Genomic DNA, 16423 nt, shown 5'->3' with positions numbered 1-16423 from the left:
GGGGCGTTGGGTGCACCGCAATCGCTTCGCTTGAAAGCAAGCGTAGACCCGAATGGCAGGAGGGGAAAGGAGCCGCGCAGCGGCAATGGGAAGTTTCAAGCTGCAAGCTGCAAGTAAAAGCAGCTGCAAGATCCGAGTTGGACGCTCTTCTCTTGCAGCTTGATGCTTAAGACTTGCAGCTCATCTGCTGTTACTGATGGGAAAGGCTATAAACATAAGCCGCCAGCAGGTGCACCTTGTCATTGCCTTGCAGCACTTCCTGCGCAGGCATCTGGCCCTGGCGACCATGACGGATGGTCTGTTGCAGCTGCGCCAGGCTGGTGCCGTAGATAAACCCTGCAGGCTCGGTCAGGTTTGGCGCGCCCATGGCTTCCACACCGTGGCCCTGCGGCCCGTGGCAGGCAACACAGGTGGTGTTGAATGCGGCCTGGCCCGCCGACAGGTCGGCCGTGCTGTCGGCCGGTAAGGGCAACTTGGCCAGGTCGTGGCGTACATACGCGGCAACATTCTTTACCCCATCCTCGCCCAGCACTTCACCCCAGGCCGGCATCGCCGCGTGGCGACCGCCCAGGATGGTGGCCTTGATCGCTGCGGCCGAACCGCCCCAGCGCCAGTGGCTGTCTGCCAGGTTGGGGAAGCCGTACGCGCCCTTGGCATCCGAGCCATGGCACACCGCGCAGTTGGAGGCGAACAGGCGACCGCCCATCTTCAAGGCTTGCGGGTCCTTGGCCACTTCTTCCACCGGCATCGCTGCGAATTTGGCGTAGATCGGCCCGAACCTGGCGTCGGCCTTGGCCATCTCCTTGTCCCATTCCTTGGTCGACGTCCAGCCGTCTTCATAGCCCGGCAACACGCCTTTCCAGTTACCCAGGCCCGGGTAGAGGACCAGGTAGCCGACGGCAAACACCAGCGTGCCGACGAACAGCATGAACCACCACTGGGGCAGCGGGTTGTCGTATTCCTCGATGCCGTCGAAGGCGTGGCCCATGGTTTGGTCGACGCTGCCGTGGGTTTCGCCCTTGCGGGTGCCGATCAACAGCCAGGTCAGGCCGATCAGGCTGCCGAGGGTCAGTACGCAGATCCATGTACTCCAGAAGGTAGTCATGGCCGAGTGCTCCTTGGTGCGGGCGCTTCTTGAGCGTCGGAGGGAGAAGGTTCATCGGCGAACGGCAGCAGGCGCGCCTGCTCGAAGTCCGCGTTGCGGCGGTTGTTGAACACCCACAGCGACAAGCCGATGAAAGCGATGGCGACCACCAGCGTGCCGAGGCCGCGGATGGTGCCCGCGTCGAATTCAAATCCCATGGCTCACCTCTTGCTCTTGATGGCAGTGCCGAGCACTTGCAGGTAGGAAACCAGCGCGTCCATTTCGGTCTTGCCCTTGAGGCTGGCGACCGCACCACGAATGTCGTCGTCGGTGTACGGCACGCCCAGGGTGCGCATGACGTTCAGTTTGGTCTCGGTGTGACTGCTGTCGACCTGAGCCGTCACCAGCCACGGATAGGCCGGCATTTTCGACTCGGGCACCACGTTGCGCGGGTTGTACAGGTGCGCGCGGTGCCAGTCGTCCGAGTAGCGTGCGCCCACGCGGGCCAGGTCCGGCCCGGTGCGCTTGGAGCCCCACAGGAACGGGTGGTCCCATACGCTTTCGCCGGCCACCGAGTAATGGCCGTAGCGTTCGGTCTCGGCGCGGAACGGGCGGATCATCTGCGAGTGGCACTGCACGCAGCCTTCACGGATGTAGATGTCGCGGCCCTCCAGCTGCAGCGCGGTGTAGGGTTTCATGCCTTCGACCGGCTTGTTGGTCACGTCCTGGAAGAACAACGGGACGATCTGGGTCAGGCCGCCGATGCTCACGGCGAGCACCATCAGCAGCATCAGCAGGCCGACGTTTTTTTCAATGACTTCGTGTTTCATCACAACCTCCTCAGGCCAGTTGCGCGACAGGCACGGCGTCGGCGGGCTGCACCGCGCGCACGGTGCGCCATGTGTTGTAAGCCATCAGGAACATGCCGCTGAGGAACACCGCACCGCCCACCAGCCGCACGATGTAGCCCGGGTGGCTGGCCACCAGGGTTTCGACGAAGGAGTAGGTCAGGGTGCCGTCCTCATTGATCGCACGCCACATCAGGCCCTGGGCGATGCCGTTGACCCACATCGACGCGATGTAGAGCACGGTGCCGATAGTGGCCAGCCAGAAGTGCGCGTTGATCAGGCCGAGGCTGTACATCTGCTCACGCCCGAAGACCTTGGGGATCATGTGGTACAGCGCGCCGATGGAGATCATCGCCACCCAACCGAGTGCGCCGGCGTGTACGTGGCCGATGGTCCAGTCGGTGTAGTGGGAGAGGGCGTTGACGGTCTTGATCGCCATCATCGGGCCCTCGAAGGTGGACATGCCGTAGAACGCCAGGGACACCACGAGGAACCGCAGGATCGGGTCGCTGCGCAACTTATGCCAGGCGCCCGAGAGCGTCATCATGCCGTTGATCATGCCGCCCCAGCTCGGTGCCAGCAGCACCAGCGACATCACCATGCCCAGCGACTGTGCCCAATCCGGCAACGCGGTGTAGTGCAGGTGGTGGGGGCCGGCCCAGATATACAGGGTGATCAGCGCCCAGAAGTGCACGATGGACAAACGATACGAATACACCGGGCGTTCGGCCTGCTTGGGCACGAAGTAGTACATCATCCCGAGAAAACCGGCGGTGAGGAAAAAGCCTACGGCGTTATGCCCGTACCACCACTGCACCATCGCATCCGTCGCACCGCCGTACAGCGAGTAGGACTTGGTCAGGCTGACCGGGATTTCCAGGTTGTTGACGATATGCAGGATCGCCACGGTGATGATGAATGCGCCGAAAAACCAGTTACCCACATAGATGTGCTTGGTGTTGCGCTTCATGATCGTGCCGAAGAACACGATGGCATAGGCCACCCAGACGATGGTGATCAGGATGTCGATCGGCCATTCCAGCTCGGCGTATTCCTTGGAACTGGTGTAGCCCAGCGGCAGGCTGATCGCGGCCAACAGGATGACGAGCTGCCAGCCCCAGAAGCAGAACGCGGCGATTTTCGGTGCGAACAGCTGTGTCTGGCAGGTGCGCTGCACCGAGTAGAAGGAGCTGGCGAACAGTGCGCAGCCACCGAAGGCAAAGATCACGGCGTTGGTGTGCAGCGGGCGCAGGCGACCGAAGCTGGTCCAGGGCAAATCGAAGTTGAGCGCAGGCCAAACCAATTGGGCCGCGAGAAAAACCCCGAGGCCCATGCCGACGATGCCCCACACCACCGTCATAATGGCGAATTGGCGGACCACCTTGTAGTTATAGGCGGTACTTAAAGTAGTGTTCATGGTTCCCCATCCACGGTTCAACCCAAGCCGGTGCGGCACTTGGGCTGGAGTTATAGGCAGACTAAAAAGCGAGGCAAGCATGGGCAAAGAGCACAAGGCCAGTATTGACGGGGATCAATGGGCGCAGTGTGTGCGTGAACGCGGCTGGTTATGGGATGTCGCGGCGCAGGCGGTTTCAGGCGAGCCCGTCACGTTGATCCTGGCCCACGGCGCCGGCGCGCCGATGGACTCGGGGTTCATGAACGACATGGCTGCGCGCCTTGCCGGGCATGGCGTCAACGTCGTGCGCTTCGAGTTTCCCTACATGGCCCAGCGCCGGTTGGACGGGGGCAAACGCCCACCGAACCCGGCGCCGAAACTGCTGGAGGCGTGGCGGGAGGTGTATGCCCTGGTGCGGCGTCATGTCGCGGGCAAGGTGGCGATTGGCGGCAAATCCATGGGCGGGCGGATGGCCAGTTTATTGGCCGACGAACTGGACGCCGCTGGGTTGGTGTGCCTGGGCTATCCGTTCTATGCGGTGGGCAAGCCGGAAAAACCTCGGGTAGAGCACCTAGCCGGACTGAAGACGCCGACGCTGATTGTGCAGGGCGAGCGTGATGCGCTGGGTAACCGCGCGGCGGTGCAGGGGTATGACTTGTCGCCTAGCATCGAATTGATGTGGCTGGTGGCGGGGGATCATGATTTGAAGCCGTTGAAGGCTTCCGGGTTTAGCCATGCACAGCATCTGGAGGCTGCTGCGGTGAAGGTGGCTGGGTTTCTTGGTGCCTGTTAGGGCCCTATCGGGGGCAAGCCCCCTCCCACATTCGACCGAGTTCCAAATTTGGAATGTGGTCAAAATGTGGGAGGGGGCTTGCCCCCGATAGCGGTCTACCGGTTAAACCGCTCCACCAGCGAGTACTGGGTATTGGCCGTATGCGTTAGCTCTTCACTCAGTTGCGCCGAATTCATCGCCTGTTCCGAGGTCTGGTCCGCCAGCAACGCAATGGTGCTGATATTGCGGCTGATCTCTTCGGCAACCGCGCTTTGCTCTTCAGTCGCGGCGGCGATCTGCGTGGTCATGTCGGTGATATTCGCCACCGCCTCACTGATACCGACCAGTGCCTGATCCGCTTCCATCACCCGTGCCACACCCTCTTCGGCCTGGCGATGCCCGGCGTCCATGGTTTGCACGGCGGCGGCGGCCGTCTGCTGCAGTTTGGCGATCAGCGTGTGGATCTGCCCGGTCGATTCGGCGGTGCGTTGCGCCAACTGGCGCACTTCATCCGCCACCACCGCAAACCCACGGCCCATCTCACCGGCGCGCGCCGCTTCGATGGCGGCGTTCAAGGCCAGCAGGTTGGTCTGGTCGGCAATGCCTTTGATCACATCCACCACGCCGCCGATTTCATCGCTGTCCTTGGCCAGTTGCGTGACGGTGATACCGGTTTCGCCCACCGCTACCGACAGGCGCTGAATCGCCTCACGGGTTTCCCCGGCGATATCGCGGCCGCGGCCGGTCAGGCGATTGGCTTCCTGGGTGGCATCTGCCGTGCGCTGCACATGGCTGGCGACTTCCTGGGTGGTCGCTGCCATCTGATTGACCGCAGTGGCTACCTGTTCCGTCTCTACGCGCTGGCGCTCCAGGCCGCTGGAGCTGTTGTGCGCCAAGGTGTTGGACTGCGCGGCCTGGTCGTTGAGGTGTTCGGCGGTGTCCTGCAGGCGGGTGAGGCAGGTCTTCAGACGCGCTTCCTGGCTGAGGATCGACATCTCCAGTCGCGCCTGGGCGCCGCGGCTGTCGGTGTACATCTGCGCGATCAACGGGTCGGAGGTGGTCTGCTCGGCCAGGCGCAGCAAACGCTTGAGGCCGCGCTGTTGCCAGCTCAGGCCCAGCAGGCCCAACGGCACCGACAGCGCTGCCGCCAAGGCGAAGCCCCACTGGGACGTAAGGGTGGCACCGATCATGAAGCTCAATTGGCTGACCAGGATAAACGGCAGCCAGTCCTGCAGCACCGGCAGCCACTTGTCCCGCTGGGGAACGGCCGACTTGCCCTGGTTGATGCGTTGATAGAGCGCTTCGGCCCGGCGGATCTGCTCGGCGGTGGGCTTGATGCGCACCGATTCGTAGCCGATCACCTGGTTGCCGTCGAAGACCGGTGTCACATAGGCGTTAACCCAGTAGTGGTCACCGGTCTTGCAGCGATTCTTGACAATGCCCATCCATGGCAAGCCTTGTTTGAGCGTCGACCACATGTGCGCGAACACCGCCGCCGGAACGTCCGGGTGACGCACCAGATTGTGCGGGGCACGGGTCAGTTCGTCGCGGGTGAACCCACTGATTTCGACAAAGGCGTCGTTGCAGTAGGTGATCACACCCTTGGCGTCTGTGGTGGAGATCAACCGTTGCTGAGCGGGGAAGGTACGTTCGCGCTGGGTAACGGGTTGGTTATTACGCATGATTGTTCAATCCGCAAGGCTTTCAGGGGTTATCGGCCATGCCGGGCATTTATTTAACTTATTTTTTGCAACAATCCGGACGAGCGGGTTACAGCTCAGCTGGCCAGCATCGGATAAGTGAACAGCCCGAAGTGAAGCAGATTCAAGCCAAAGTGCGTGGCAATGGCCGCGCCCAACCCGCCGAAGCGATACGCCAGGCCGTAACCGACGCCGGCAATACTCGCCAGCAGCACCCACTGCCAACCTGCGCCCAGGTGTACCAGCCCGAATAACAAAGAGGCCAGCAACAGCGCGAGGTTCTCGCCGTAGGGCAGGTGTTTGAAACGCTGGCTCAGACCGCCCTGGATATAGCCACGAAACAGCGCTTCTTCCACCAGCGTCACCAGCAGTAGGTTGTTCAACACCCACAGCCACGCCGAGTCCGGCCATTTCGGTGCCCAACTGATCATCCCCAGCAGCGCTGCGCCACCCAAGGCTGCGATTGCCGTCAGGGTCACGGCCAGGGCGGTAACGCACATCGACAGGCGCAATGAGCGCCGCGTCACGATCCATGGGCAGGCCAGCAGCAGCCAGAAGCCGATCAGCGGTTTGTCCTGGTTCAGGTACATCGAGAACGGCACGGCATCGGCGGTGAACCGCTGAGGCGCGATGCCTCGGCCATTGTAGAAACCCGGTAGCCAGTGCATCGCCAGGCCCAACGCCAGCACGATGAACAGACCATGGCCGAGGTAGCGTGCCCACGGGTTGCGTTGCTGGCGCACGGCATATCCTGCGATCAGCAAAAGCGCCACGGAGACCGCCGCCAACACGCCCAATTGCCCGTAGATCAAGGCCACGACATAGCCGATGGAAAGCAGCGCGAGGTACAGCCAGGGCAGGGCAGCCATTGTGAAATCCTTCGAAAAAAAACGGGCGGCATTATAGCGAGCGGTCCGGTTCAAGGGCATGAAAACTCCTCCACGCAAAAGGCTGTGAGGGAAAGGATTGCCAAATAAGTTTGCCGCTGGTTATAGTCGACGCGTCTTTATCCCTTCAAAAAGATCAGCACATGCCAGCTTCCCAGCGCATAGCAGTAGTCGATTCAGCGGTCAACGCTGTGGTCGTGCCGTGCGGCGCCAAGCAGCCTGCGCAGATCAGTCACTACCCCCCACTTGTCAGTAGCACGCCGGTGTACGCAGTCGTATCACCGCCGGGTGTTGGCATTTCGGGCTGATCAGCTGTTCGCTGTAGCCCTGTGCCTACCTGAAAAAACCTACTGAAATTCGGTATTTACCGAGTCGGCTTTTTTGCCTGATCACAGGTGGTAACTCATGTCTGTTCTTTCGAAACAATCCGTGGCCGCGGCGGCCTCGACGAGCCTGTTTGTCCTGTTGTGGAGCAGCGGGGCGATTTTCTCCAAGCTGGGCCTGGCTCATGCTTCACCCTTTGCCTTTTTGCTGATCCGGTTTGCCATCGCCCTGGTCGGGCTAGTGGTGCTAGTGCCGATCCTCAAGTTGCAGTTGCCACGTCCTGGCAAACCCATGCGGTATGCCGCAACGACGGGTCTGGTGTTATTGGGGGCGTACCAGATTTTTTATCTGCTGGCCCTGGATCTCAAAGTCACCCCTGGGGTGATGGCCACCATCATGGGCGTACAGCCGATCCTCACCGTGGTGCTGATGGAGCGCCAGCGCTCCTGGCGGCGATTGTTCGGCCTGGGATTGGGCTTGGCCGGGTTGATCATGGTGGTTTACCAAGGCATCGGACTGGCCGGAATGTCCCTGACTGGGATGCTGTTCGGGCTTCTGGCGCTGGCAAGCATGACGTTTGGCTCGATCATGCAAAAGCGCATCACCGACAATCCTTTGGGCACGTTGCCGCTGCAATACCTGTCTGGGCTGTTGTTGTGCGCGGTGTTCGTGCCGTTCCAGCCATTCCATTTCGAGCACAATGCGGGCTTTTACCTACCGGTGCTGTGGATGGGGCTGGTGGTGTCAGTGCTGGCAACGCTGTTGCTGTATCGCCTGATCGCCCGGGGCAATCTGGTGAACGTCACCAGCCTGTTTTATCTGGTGCCAGCGGTGACGGCGGTGATGGATTACCTGATCTTCGGTAATCAGCTGGCATTGTTGAGCCTGTTGGGGATGGGGCTAATCATTGTCGGCCTGGTCTTCGTATTCCGTAAAGACTGATGCTCGCGCTGTAGGATCGAGCGTATTCGCTCCTACAGTTTCTGCGGCCGCAACACCAACCACAACGCCCCGGCAATCAATACTCCGCCATACAGATGGGCCATGGACAATGGCTCATCCAGCAGCAGCGCGCCCCACAGTACGCCGAACGGCGGGATCATGAAGGTCACGGTCATTGACTTGACCGGGCCGATGGAGGACAGCAGGCGAAAGTACAGAATGTAGGCAAAGGCCGTACACACCAGGCCCAACCCCAGCAACGACATCCACACCTGCCACCCACCCCAGCTCGCCGGCGGCTGGCGGATGGCGCTGTAAGCGAACAACGGCAGCAGAAACAACGTGGCGCCGAGCATGCTGCCCAGGGCCGACAGGCGGCTGTCGAGCCCGCCGCGCTGATCCAGCCAGCGCCGGGCGAGAAATCCGGCAAAGCCATAGCACGTGGTGGCCAGCAAACATGCCAGTGCCCCCGTCAACAATTGCAGGTCAAACGCCACCGGCCCCGCACGGGTCAGCACGCCCACGCCGAACAGGCCCAGACACACGCCGGCGATTTTCGACGGCGTCAGGCGTTCACTGAAAAACATGCCACCAATCAGCACGCCCATCAGGGGCGTGGTGGCGTTGAAAATGGCCGAGTAACCCGCCGGCAACACCTGTGCCGCTACCGAATACAGGGTCGCCGGAATCCCGGAGTTGATCACGCCCAACAGCAGGATGGTCTTGAACTTGCCCTGGAAGTCCCAGTTCACACCCATCATCGCCAGAATCACCAGCAAGCCGGCGGCAGCGATTGATACGCGGAAAAACGCGGTCGGCACGCTGCCGATTTCCGGCGCGATGATGCGCATAAACAGGAAGCTCGCCCCCCAGATGGCGGCCAGCCCCAGCAAGTACAGAGTGTCGACAGGTTTCACGGAAAACTCCTACACGATCAGGCCGGGGAGTGTTGCCCAGCGTTCCGGTCGACACAATCGCTAAGTACGGCGGCCGATGAAAAATCCTCCTTCTCCTGCCGGGGTTCACTGGCTAAGCTCAGGGCTTCCCGATACCCGTTCGAGGTTTTCCGCATGCCGCAGTCCGCCCTTGCTATCGCCCGGATGATCCTCGACGGTTTTGACGACTACCGTGAGCACTTTCGCCAGATCACCGATGGCGCTCGCGAGCGTTTCGAAAAGGCCCAATGGCAGCAAGGGCAAGCCGCTTCGGCGGCGCGCATCAGCCTGTATGAAGAGAAAGTGGGTGAGGTCACGGCGCGTCTGCGGGCTGCTTTCGAGGCGGGCGTGTTGCAGGACATCGACCTGTGGCCCCAGGTGAAAAGCGCCTACATCGGCCTGATCGACCTGCGCTTTGACGATGAGCTGTCCGAAACTTGGTACAACTCGGTCTTCTGCAGCCTGTTCAGCCATGACCTGATCAGCGACGGCTGCATGTTTATCCACACCACGCGCCCCACCCAGCGTCTGGCGCGGGCGGCGCAGACCCGCATCTACACGCCTGCAGGCAACATGGCGCAGATGCTTGCGCAGATTTTTGCGGACTACAGCTTCAGTGAACCCTACGCCGACTTGCCTGCCGACCTGCAACGCCTGGAAGCCCAACTGCGCGAAAACTTGCCCGACTGGGTGTGCAAAGACCCGGACTTGAACGTCGAGCTGTTTTCCTCGGTGCTCTACCGCAATAAAGGCGCCTACCTGGTGGGGCGTATCTACACCCGCGACGAACAGTGGCCGTTGGTGATCCCATTGTTGCACCGCGAAGGGCGGGGTATTCAGATCGATGCGTTGATCACCGACGAAGCTGAGGTGTCGATCATCTTTTCCTTTACGCGCTCCTATTTCATGGTCGACGTGCCCGTGCCTGCCGAGTTCATCGACTTTCTCAAGCGCATCCTGCCCGGCAAGCACATCGCCGAGCTGTACACGTCCATTGGCTTCTATAAACACGGCAAGTCGGAGTTCTACCGCGCACTGATCAATCACCTGGCCACCACCGATGACCAGTTCATCATGGCGCCGGGCGTGCGTGGCATGGTCATGAGCGTTTTTACCCTGCCGGGCTTCAACACCGTGTTCAAGATCATCAAGGACCGTTTCTCACCGTCGAAAAACGTCAACCGCGCCACGGTGATCGAGAAGTACCGCCTGGTCAAAAGTGTCGACCGCGTGGGGCGCATGGCCGATACCCAGGAGTTCGCCGACTTTCGCTTCCCCTTGAGCAAGTTCGAGCCCGACTGCCTTGCCGAGTTGTTGGAAGTGGCCGCCGACACTGTCGAAGTGGAAGGTGACACCGTGCTGATCCGCCACTGCTGGACCGAACGGCGCATGACCCCGCTCAACCTCTACCTGGAAAACGCCAACCCCGCCCAGGTACGCGAAGCCCTGGAAGACTACGGGCTGGCGATCAAGCAATTGGCGGCGGCGAATATCTTTCCCGGTGACATGCTGCTCAAGAACTTCGGCGTTACCCGTCACGGCCGGGTGGTGTTTTATGACTACGATGAAATCTGCTTTCTCACCGAGGCCCACTTCCGCCACATTCCCGCGCCGCGTACCCCAGAGGATGAAATGGCCTCCGAACCGTGGTACTCCATTGGTCCGCTGGATGTGTTTCCTGAGGAATTCCCGCCTTTTCTGTTCGCCGACGCCGGCCAGCGCAAGCTGTTCGATGAGCTGCATGGTGAGCTGTATAGCGCGGACTATTGGAAAGGGCTGCAGGAGGCCATTCGCGCGGGGAAGGTGATTGACGTGTTTCCGTATCGGCGCAAGGACCCGCGTGATGAAGAGGGGCTGGCGAGTTGAAGAGTTAAGCGTGGCCCAGTGGCCGACTGCGATGTGCAATCAGCCACTGGGCGCCTGTTTTTGACGCGCGTGGTCGGGCTCTTTTGGCCGGGCTGGGTTGAAGCTGGTGTACGGTTGTTTAAATCGCTATGCGTTACGGTTGCGTAGCGGTCAAGCGATGAAGGGCCAGCGTGTTTGTCAGATCGGTGTAGATAGTGCGCAAATCGGTGTTCAGTTCAGCGACCAGCGCTCGCTGTTTATTGCGATCTTTAAGTTGACTGATCGCCGCGTGTTTGACGTGCATGCTGTTTGCGGAATCAATCACTGCCTTGAACTGCGCACGTTCCTCGGCAATGCCAGCTTGTTCCGTACGGGGCACTGCGTTCAGTTGTACAAAGGCCTTTTCGATGACGGCCAATTCCAGTTTGATTCGGCGGTTGTTTGGCGGGGTCAGCAGCAGCGCAGGGTTCATGCCCTCGATCGAGCTGCCATCAAGGTTGCCGTTGCGCCAGGCGTCGCGCAAATTCACCAAGACGTCCCGTGCGGCATCGACCGCCTGGGCCGAGAGTTTCTCCCCCAGGCCGTTGCGCTGCACGGTCTCGACTGTGCGTTCCAGTCGGTGGAGTGTCAGTTCCACCGGTACCAGTTGCTTGTGCCGCTCCAGACTCTGCTCCAGGCGTTTACGCTCCGGGACCAGGCCAAGGGAGGACTTGAATTGGCTGCTGCCTTTCAAACGGCCCGTTGCCCATGCATTGCGAGACTCGGTCATGGCGTTGCGTTGCCTGAGAAAGATGTCTTCCTCGGCGTGAGACAGAGGCTGCGGCTCTTGCCTGATGTGGTTGTCCAGCAGAGCAATCTCCTTCTCCAAAGCGTTGATATGTTTGACCGCCTGTTCCAGAGTGTGCCCACTCAGCTGGTTGCTCAGGCGTGCAGGCGGCAGCACGGCAACCGTTATCGGGTCCAGTTCGCAGGACGGTGGCGCAATGGCGGCGGCCCACGCTGCGCGTCGACCCAGCAGGGCATCGCGGCGCTCCACGCGAGCGGTCAGTTGCTCGTAGCGCTGCTGGAGGGCGTGCAGGCTTGTTTTGTCATCCGGTTGCACGGCGAAGTGTTTGTGGCTTTCCTGGTCTAAGGCTGCAAGCGCTTCATCAATCCTTGAACTGTGCATCCAGGCCTGAAGCTGATGGCCTTTTTCCTGCGCGGCACGGTCGGGCATTCGACTGATAGGGCCAAACAATGCGTGTTCAAGGTGCCGGCATTTATCGAGCATGTGCCGCTGGCCTTGCCCTATCAGGCTTTCAACCACCGCTTCATGGATGGCGTGGGTTTGCTGGAACAGCCTGCCCAAGGTGGCGCCGGGTTGGTAGGCGGGCAATGGTTTTGATCCGAACATAATGGTTTCTCCGGTACGGTGGGCATGAGGTTTTTCCTTGGCGAGCCGCGTGGGGTGGGTGTGCGGGTGGGGTCGCGTGCCGCAGTAAATCGCGCCGGATCGTCACCAGGCCAGATGCGCGTTCTGATAGCCCTGCGTGAAAAGTCGAATGAGAGAGTAGGTGGCACGACCCCGTCGAGCTAAAAATAGCCGGCTCACGCGTATGAAGCGGCCGTGTTGCCGTGATGAAAGGGCTTGGCTCGTTTACAAGGACAGAAATCTGCGACAATTGCCGTCTACGATCATGTCACCGCAGGCTTACCTGCCTCATTAAAAGACCTTTGCGTACCTGATGACCGACCAAGCGCCCACCATCGACCAACTGCTTAAAACCCTCGATCACGCCATGCTTGCCGACCGCAACCGCTTGCGGCGCCAGTTGCTTGAGCTGCGCAAGAAGCCCGATGAGCAGAAGCTGGCGCAGTGGGTATCGCGTATGCAGGCGTCCTGCGCCCAGGTCACGGCGCGGCGGGACAGCCTGCCGGTGATTCGTTACGACGACAGCCTGCCGATTGCCGCCAAGCGCGATGAAATCAAGGCCGCGCTGAACAAGCACCAGGTGCTGATCATCGCCGGTGAGACCGGTTCGGGTAAAACTACCCAGTTGCCGAAGATTTGCCTGGAGATCGGCCGCGGCCAGTTCGGCCTGATCGGCCACACCCAGCCGCGCCGGATTGCTGCGCGCAGCGTTGCCAGCCGGGTTGCCGAAGAGCTGGCCACGCCGCTCGGCGCGTTGGTCGGCTATCAGGTGCGCTTCGAGGACCAGAGCGACTCCAATACGCTGATCAAACTGATGACCGACGGTATTCTACTGGCGGAAACCCAGAACGACCGCTACCTGGAGCGCTACGACACGATCATCGTCGACGAAGCCCATGAGCGCAGCCTGAACATCGACTTCCTGCTGGGTTACCTCAAGACCCTGCTGCCGCGTCGCCCGGACCTGAAAGTCATCATCACCTCCGCGACCATCGACCTGGAGCGTTTCTCCAAGCATTTCGACGATGCGCCCATCGTGGAGGTATCAGGCCGTACCTTCCCGGTGGACACCTGGTACCGCCCGCTGACCCTGGAGCAGGACGAGGAGGGCAATCGCGTCGAAGATGACTTGACCGTCGACCAGGCAATCCTCGCCACCCTCGACGAAATCGCCGCCTACGAGCGCAGCGAACGCCGCAGCCCCGGTGATGTGCTGGTGTTCCTGCCCGGCGAACGCGAAATTCGCGACGCCGCCGAGATGCTGCGCAAGGCGCAGCTCAAGCACACTGAAATCCTGCCGCTGTATGCGCGCCTGTCACCCGCCGAGCAACAGCGCATTTTCCAATCACACCCAGGCCGGCGCGTGGTACTGGCGACCAACGTCGCGGAAACCTCGCTGACCGTGCCGGGCATTCGTTATGTGATCGACAGCGGCACCGCACGCATCAGCCGCTACAGCTACCGCGCCAAGGTGCAACGCCTGCCGATCGAGGCGATTTCCCAGGCCAGCGCCAACCAGCGCAAAGGCCGTTGCGGCCGGGTCGAGCCGGGCATCTGCATTCGCTTGTACAGCGAAGAGGACTTTATCGGGCGCCCGGAATTTACCGACCCTGAGATCCTGCGCACCAACCTCGCCGCCGTGATCCTGCAGATGCTGCACCTGCGCCTGGGTGAAATCACCGACTTCCCGTTTATCGAACCGCCGGATGGCAAGGCCATCAGCGACGGTTTCAACCTGCTGCAAGAGCTGTCGGCGGTGGACCGTAACAGCCAGCTCACGCCGCTCGGCCGCCAACTGGCGCGCTTGCCCGTGGACCCGCGCATGGGCCGCATGCTGCTCGAAGCCGCCAAGCTCGGCAGCCTGCAGGAAGTGCTGATTGTGGCCAGCGCCATGTCGATCCAGGACCCGCGCGAGCGCCCGCCGGAACGTCAGCAGGCCGCCGACCAGGCCCATGCGCAGTGGAAAGACCCGGATTCGGACTTCGCCGGTCTGGTCAACCTGTGGCGCGGCTTTGAAGAACAGCGCCAGGCACTGACCGCCAGCCCGCTGCGTAATTGGTGTCGCAAAAACTTCCTTAACTACCTGCGCTTGCGCGAGTGGCGCGATTCCCATCGCCAGTTGAGCCTGATCTGTCGCGACATGCAACTGACGATCAACAAGGAACCCGCCGACTTCCCGAAATTGCACAAGGCGGTGCTGTCCGGCTTGCTCAGCCAGATCGGCCAGAAGACCGAGGACGGCGACTACCTCGGTGCCCGGCAGCGGCGTTTCTGGATTCATCCTTCCTCGGGCATTGGCAAGAAGCGCCCGCAATGGCTGATGACCGCTGAATTGGTGGAAACCACCAAGCTGTATGCGCGCATGGTGGCCAAGATCGACGCCGACTGGATCGAGCCACTGGCCGGTCACCTGATCAAGAAAAACCACTTCGAACCCCATTGGGAGAAAAAGCGCGGCCAGGTGGTGGCGTTTGAACAGATCACACTGTTCGGGCTGATCGTGGTTGGACGCCGGCCGGTGCATTACGGGCCGATCGACCCGGTGGTGTCCCGCGAGCTGTTCATTCGCGAAGGCCTGGTGCGTGGAGAGATCCAGTCCCGAGCCAAGTGCCTCACGGCCAACCAGCGACTGCTGGAGCAGCTCGACGAACTGGAAGCCAAGGCGCGCCGTCGCGACATCCTGGCCGACGAGGAAACCCTCTACGCCTTCTACGATGCGCGTTTGCCGGCAGAGATCCACCAGACCGCCACCTTCGACAGCTGGTACAAGGTCAACAGCCAGAAAGACCCGCAACTGCTGATCATGCGCGAAGAAGACGTGCTGGCCCGCGAAGCCAGTGAAGTCACCGCCGCGCATTACCCGGACACCTTGCACCTGGGCGACCTGGCGCTGGCCTTGAGTTACCACTTCGAACCCAACCACCCGCGCGATGGCGTAACCCTGCGCGTGCCGGCGCCGCTGTTGCCGGCGTTGCCCGCCGAGCGCCTGGAATGGCTGGTGCCGGGAGTGATCGAAGCCAAGTGCATCGCCCTGGTGCGTAACCTGCCCAAGGCGCTGCGCAAAAACTTCGTGCCGGTGCCGGATTTCGTCAAGGCGGCGCTGCAGCGCATCGAGTTTGGCCAGGGTTCGCTGCCCCAGGCATTGGGTCGCGAACTGTTGCGCATGACCGGTGCACGGGTCAGCGATGAAGCCTGGGCGGAGGCCGCGCAGCAGGTGGAAAACCATTTGAAGATGAACCTGGAAGTGGTTGATGGCGAGGGCAAATTCCTCGGCGAAGGCCGTGACCTGGCACAGCTGACCGCGCGTTTCGCCGAAGCCAGCCAGGCCGCCCTGGCGGTACCGCAAACCGCGAAAAGCCAGCAGCCGGTGCACGCCAAGGTGTTTGCACCGGTGGCCGAAAAAACCCAGCAAAACATCGCCGGCCTGTCGATGACGGTGTACCCCGCGCTGGTGGAAGAAAACGGCACGGTCAAGGAAGGGCGTTTCTCCACGGCCGCCGAGGCCGAGTTCCAGCATCGGCGTGCCTTGCAGCGCCTGTTGATGCAGCAACTGGCGGAACCGGCGAAATTCCTGCGCGGCAAATTGCCGGGCCTGACCGAGTTGGGCCTGCTGTACCGCGAACTGGGGCGTGTCGAGGCGCTGGTGGAAGATATCCTGCTGGCCAGCCTCGATACCTGCGTATTGGAAGGCGAAGCCGCGTTGCCGCGCGATGGCGCTGGGCTGGCCGCGTTGGCCGAGCGCAAACGTGGCGGTTGGACCGAACAGGCTGAGCGTCTGGCGCGTCTGACCCTGGAAGTACTGAAACTCTGGCACGGCCTGCAAAAACGCTTCAAAGGCAAGATCGACCTCGCCCAGGCGGTGGCCTTGAACGATATCAAGCAGCAGTTGAGCAACTTGGTGTACCCAGGGTTTGTGCGCGAGACGCCGGCCCAATGGTTCAAGGAGTTGCCGCGTTTCCTCAAGGCCATCGAGCTGCGCCTGGAAAAACTGCCGAGCCAGGTGCAGAAGGACCGTGTGTGGAGCGCCGAGTTGAGTGGCCTATGGGCGCAGTACCAGAATCGCCTGAATAAACACGCCCAGGAGGGCAAGCGTGATCCGCAGCTGGAGCTCTATCGCTGGTGGCTGGAAGAATACCGGGTGTCGTTGTTTGCCCAACAACTGGGGACCAAGGTGCCGATTTCCGATAAGCGCTTGAGCAAACAATGGAGCCAGGTCGAGCCCTGAAGCATTCCCGGTTTCCTGAACTGAACAGAGTCAAATGTGGGAGGGGGCTTGCCC

13 protein-coding genes are annotated in these 16423 nt (G+C 61.3%); 5 read left to right on the top strand and 8 right to left on the bottom strand.

All coding sequences use genetic code 11. The annotated features are described in order from the left end of the window. Nucleotides 1–190: 190 nt before the first annotated feature. The 4 genes from ccoP to ccoN are packed head-to-tail and all read right to left on the bottom strand — an operon-like array spanning nucleotide 191 to nucleotide 3349. Nucleotides 191–1105: a cytochrome-c oxidase, cbb3-type subunit III gene (ccoP, locus tag C4J90_RS18960; RefSeq protein ID WP_124420567.1), complete on the bottom strand. Its 915-nt coding sequence runs from the start codon at nucleotides 1103–1105 to the stop codon at nucleotides 191–193. Then, nucleotides 1102–1302 carry a cbb3-type cytochrome c oxidase subunit 3 gene (locus C4J90_RS18955; RefSeq protein WP_124363882.1) on the bottom strand — a complete coding sequence of 67 codons (201 nt, stop codon included), beginning with the start codon at nucleotides 1300–1302 and terminating at the stop codon, nucleotides 1102–1104. Before C4J90_RS18955 ends, ccoP begins: the two co-directional genes overlap by 4 nt. A gap of 3 nt (nucleotides 1303–1305) precedes the next feature. Then, complete coding sequence (gene ccoO, locus C4J90_RS18950; RefSeq protein WP_124363881.1) at nucleotides 1306–1914, bottom strand: cytochrome-c oxidase, cbb3-type subunit II; 609 nt, start codon at nucleotides 1912–1914, stop codon at nucleotides 1306–1308. Between the two features lie 10 nt (nucleotides 1915–1924). Then, a complete protein-coding gene (gene ccoN, locus C4J90_RS18945; protein ID WP_124363880.1) occupies nucleotides 1925–3349 on the bottom strand; it encodes a cytochrome-c oxidase, cbb3-type subunit I in 1425 nt (474 codons plus the stop codon). Between the two features lie 79 nt (nucleotides 3350–3428). Here ccoN and C4J90_RS18940 point away from each other — a divergent pair, with 79 nt between their 5' ends. Beyond that, nucleotides 3429–4121 carry an alpha/beta family hydrolase gene (locus C4J90_RS18940; RefSeq protein WP_124420566.1) on the top strand — a complete coding sequence of 231 codons (693 nt, stop codon included), beginning with the start codon at nucleotides 3429–3431 and terminating at the stop codon, nucleotides 4119–4121. A 95-nt stretch (nucleotides 4122–4216) separates the two neighbouring features. Here the strand turns inward: C4J90_RS18940 and C4J90_RS18935 are convergent, their stop codons facing one another. Both C4J90_RS18935 and C4J90_RS18930 read right to left on the bottom strand, forming a co-directional pair. Continuing rightward, nucleotides 4217–5782, bottom strand: a complete 1566-nt coding sequence (locus C4J90_RS18935) for a PAS domain-containing methyl-accepting chemotaxis protein (protein WP_124363878.1) — start codon at nucleotides 5780–5782, stop codon at nucleotides 4217–4219. A gap of 95 nt (nucleotides 5783–5877) precedes the next feature. Beyond that, nucleotides 5878–6669 (bottom strand): CPBP family intramembrane glutamic endopeptidase, encoded by a 792-nt coding sequence (locus C4J90_RS18930; RefSeq protein WP_124363877.1) that lies wholly within the window; start codon nucleotides 6667–6669, stop codon nucleotides 5878–5880. A 423-nt stretch (nucleotides 6670–7092) separates the two neighbouring features. Between C4J90_RS18930 and C4J90_RS18925 the strand changes: the two genes are divergently transcribed. After that, nucleotides 7093–7953 (top strand): DMT family transporter, encoded by an 861-nt coding sequence (locus tag C4J90_RS18925; protein ID WP_124363876.1) that lies wholly within the window; start codon nucleotides 7093–7095, stop codon nucleotides 7951–7953. 32 nt (nucleotides 7954–7985) lie between these two features. Here the strand turns inward: C4J90_RS18925 and C4J90_RS18920 are convergent, their stop codons facing one another. After that, the gene (locus C4J90_RS18920) at nucleotides 7986–8870 is read right to left on the bottom strand and encodes a DMT family transporter (RefSeq protein WP_124363875.1); all 885 of its coding nucleotides are present in this window, start codon (nucleotides 8868–8870) and stop codon (nucleotides 7986–7988) included. Nucleotides 8871–9023: 153 nt separating this feature from the next. Between C4J90_RS18920 and aceK the strand changes: the two genes are divergently transcribed. After that, nucleotides 9024–10754, top strand: a complete 1731-nt coding sequence (gene aceK / locus C4J90_RS18915) for a bifunctional isocitrate dehydrogenase kinase/phosphatase (protein WP_124420565.1) — start codon at nucleotides 9024–9026, stop codon at nucleotides 10752–10754. Nucleotides 10755–10887: 133 nt separating this feature from the next. Here aceK and C4J90_RS18910 read toward each other — a convergent pair whose 3' ends face one another. Continuing rightward, complete coding sequence (locus tag C4J90_RS18910; RefSeq protein WP_124420564.1) at nucleotides 10888–11949, bottom strand: hypothetical protein; 1062 nt, start codon at nucleotides 11947–11949, stop codon at nucleotides 10888–10890. Between C4J90_RS18910 and C4J90_RS18905 the strand changes: the two genes are divergently transcribed. Beyond that, nucleotides 11917–12117: a hypothetical protein gene (locus tag C4J90_RS18905; RefSeq protein ID WP_124420563.1), complete on the top strand. Its 201-nt coding sequence runs from the start codon at nucleotides 11917–11919 to the stop codon at nucleotides 12115–12117. The two genes, C4J90_RS18910 and C4J90_RS18905, sit on opposite strands and share 33 nt — an antisense overlap. A gap of 340 nt (nucleotides 12118–12457) precedes the next feature. After that, nucleotides 12458–16369 carry an ATP-dependent RNA helicase HrpA gene (gene hrpA, locus C4J90_RS18900; protein ID WP_124420562.1) on the top strand — a complete coding sequence of 1304 codons (3912 nt, stop codon included), beginning with the start codon at nucleotides 12458–12460 and terminating at the stop codon, nucleotides 16367–16369. Nucleotides 16370–16423: the final 54 nt, after the last annotated feature.

This window comes from Pseudomonas sp. R2-60-08W, assembly GCF_003852335.1.
In the GTDB taxonomy this organism is placed as follows: domain Bacteria; phylum Pseudomonadota; class Gammaproteobacteria; order Pseudomonadales; family Pseudomonadaceae; genus Aquipseudomonas.
Note: the sequence above shows the minus strand (reverse complement) of the source record. Positions and strands in the feature narration are given on the sequence as shown.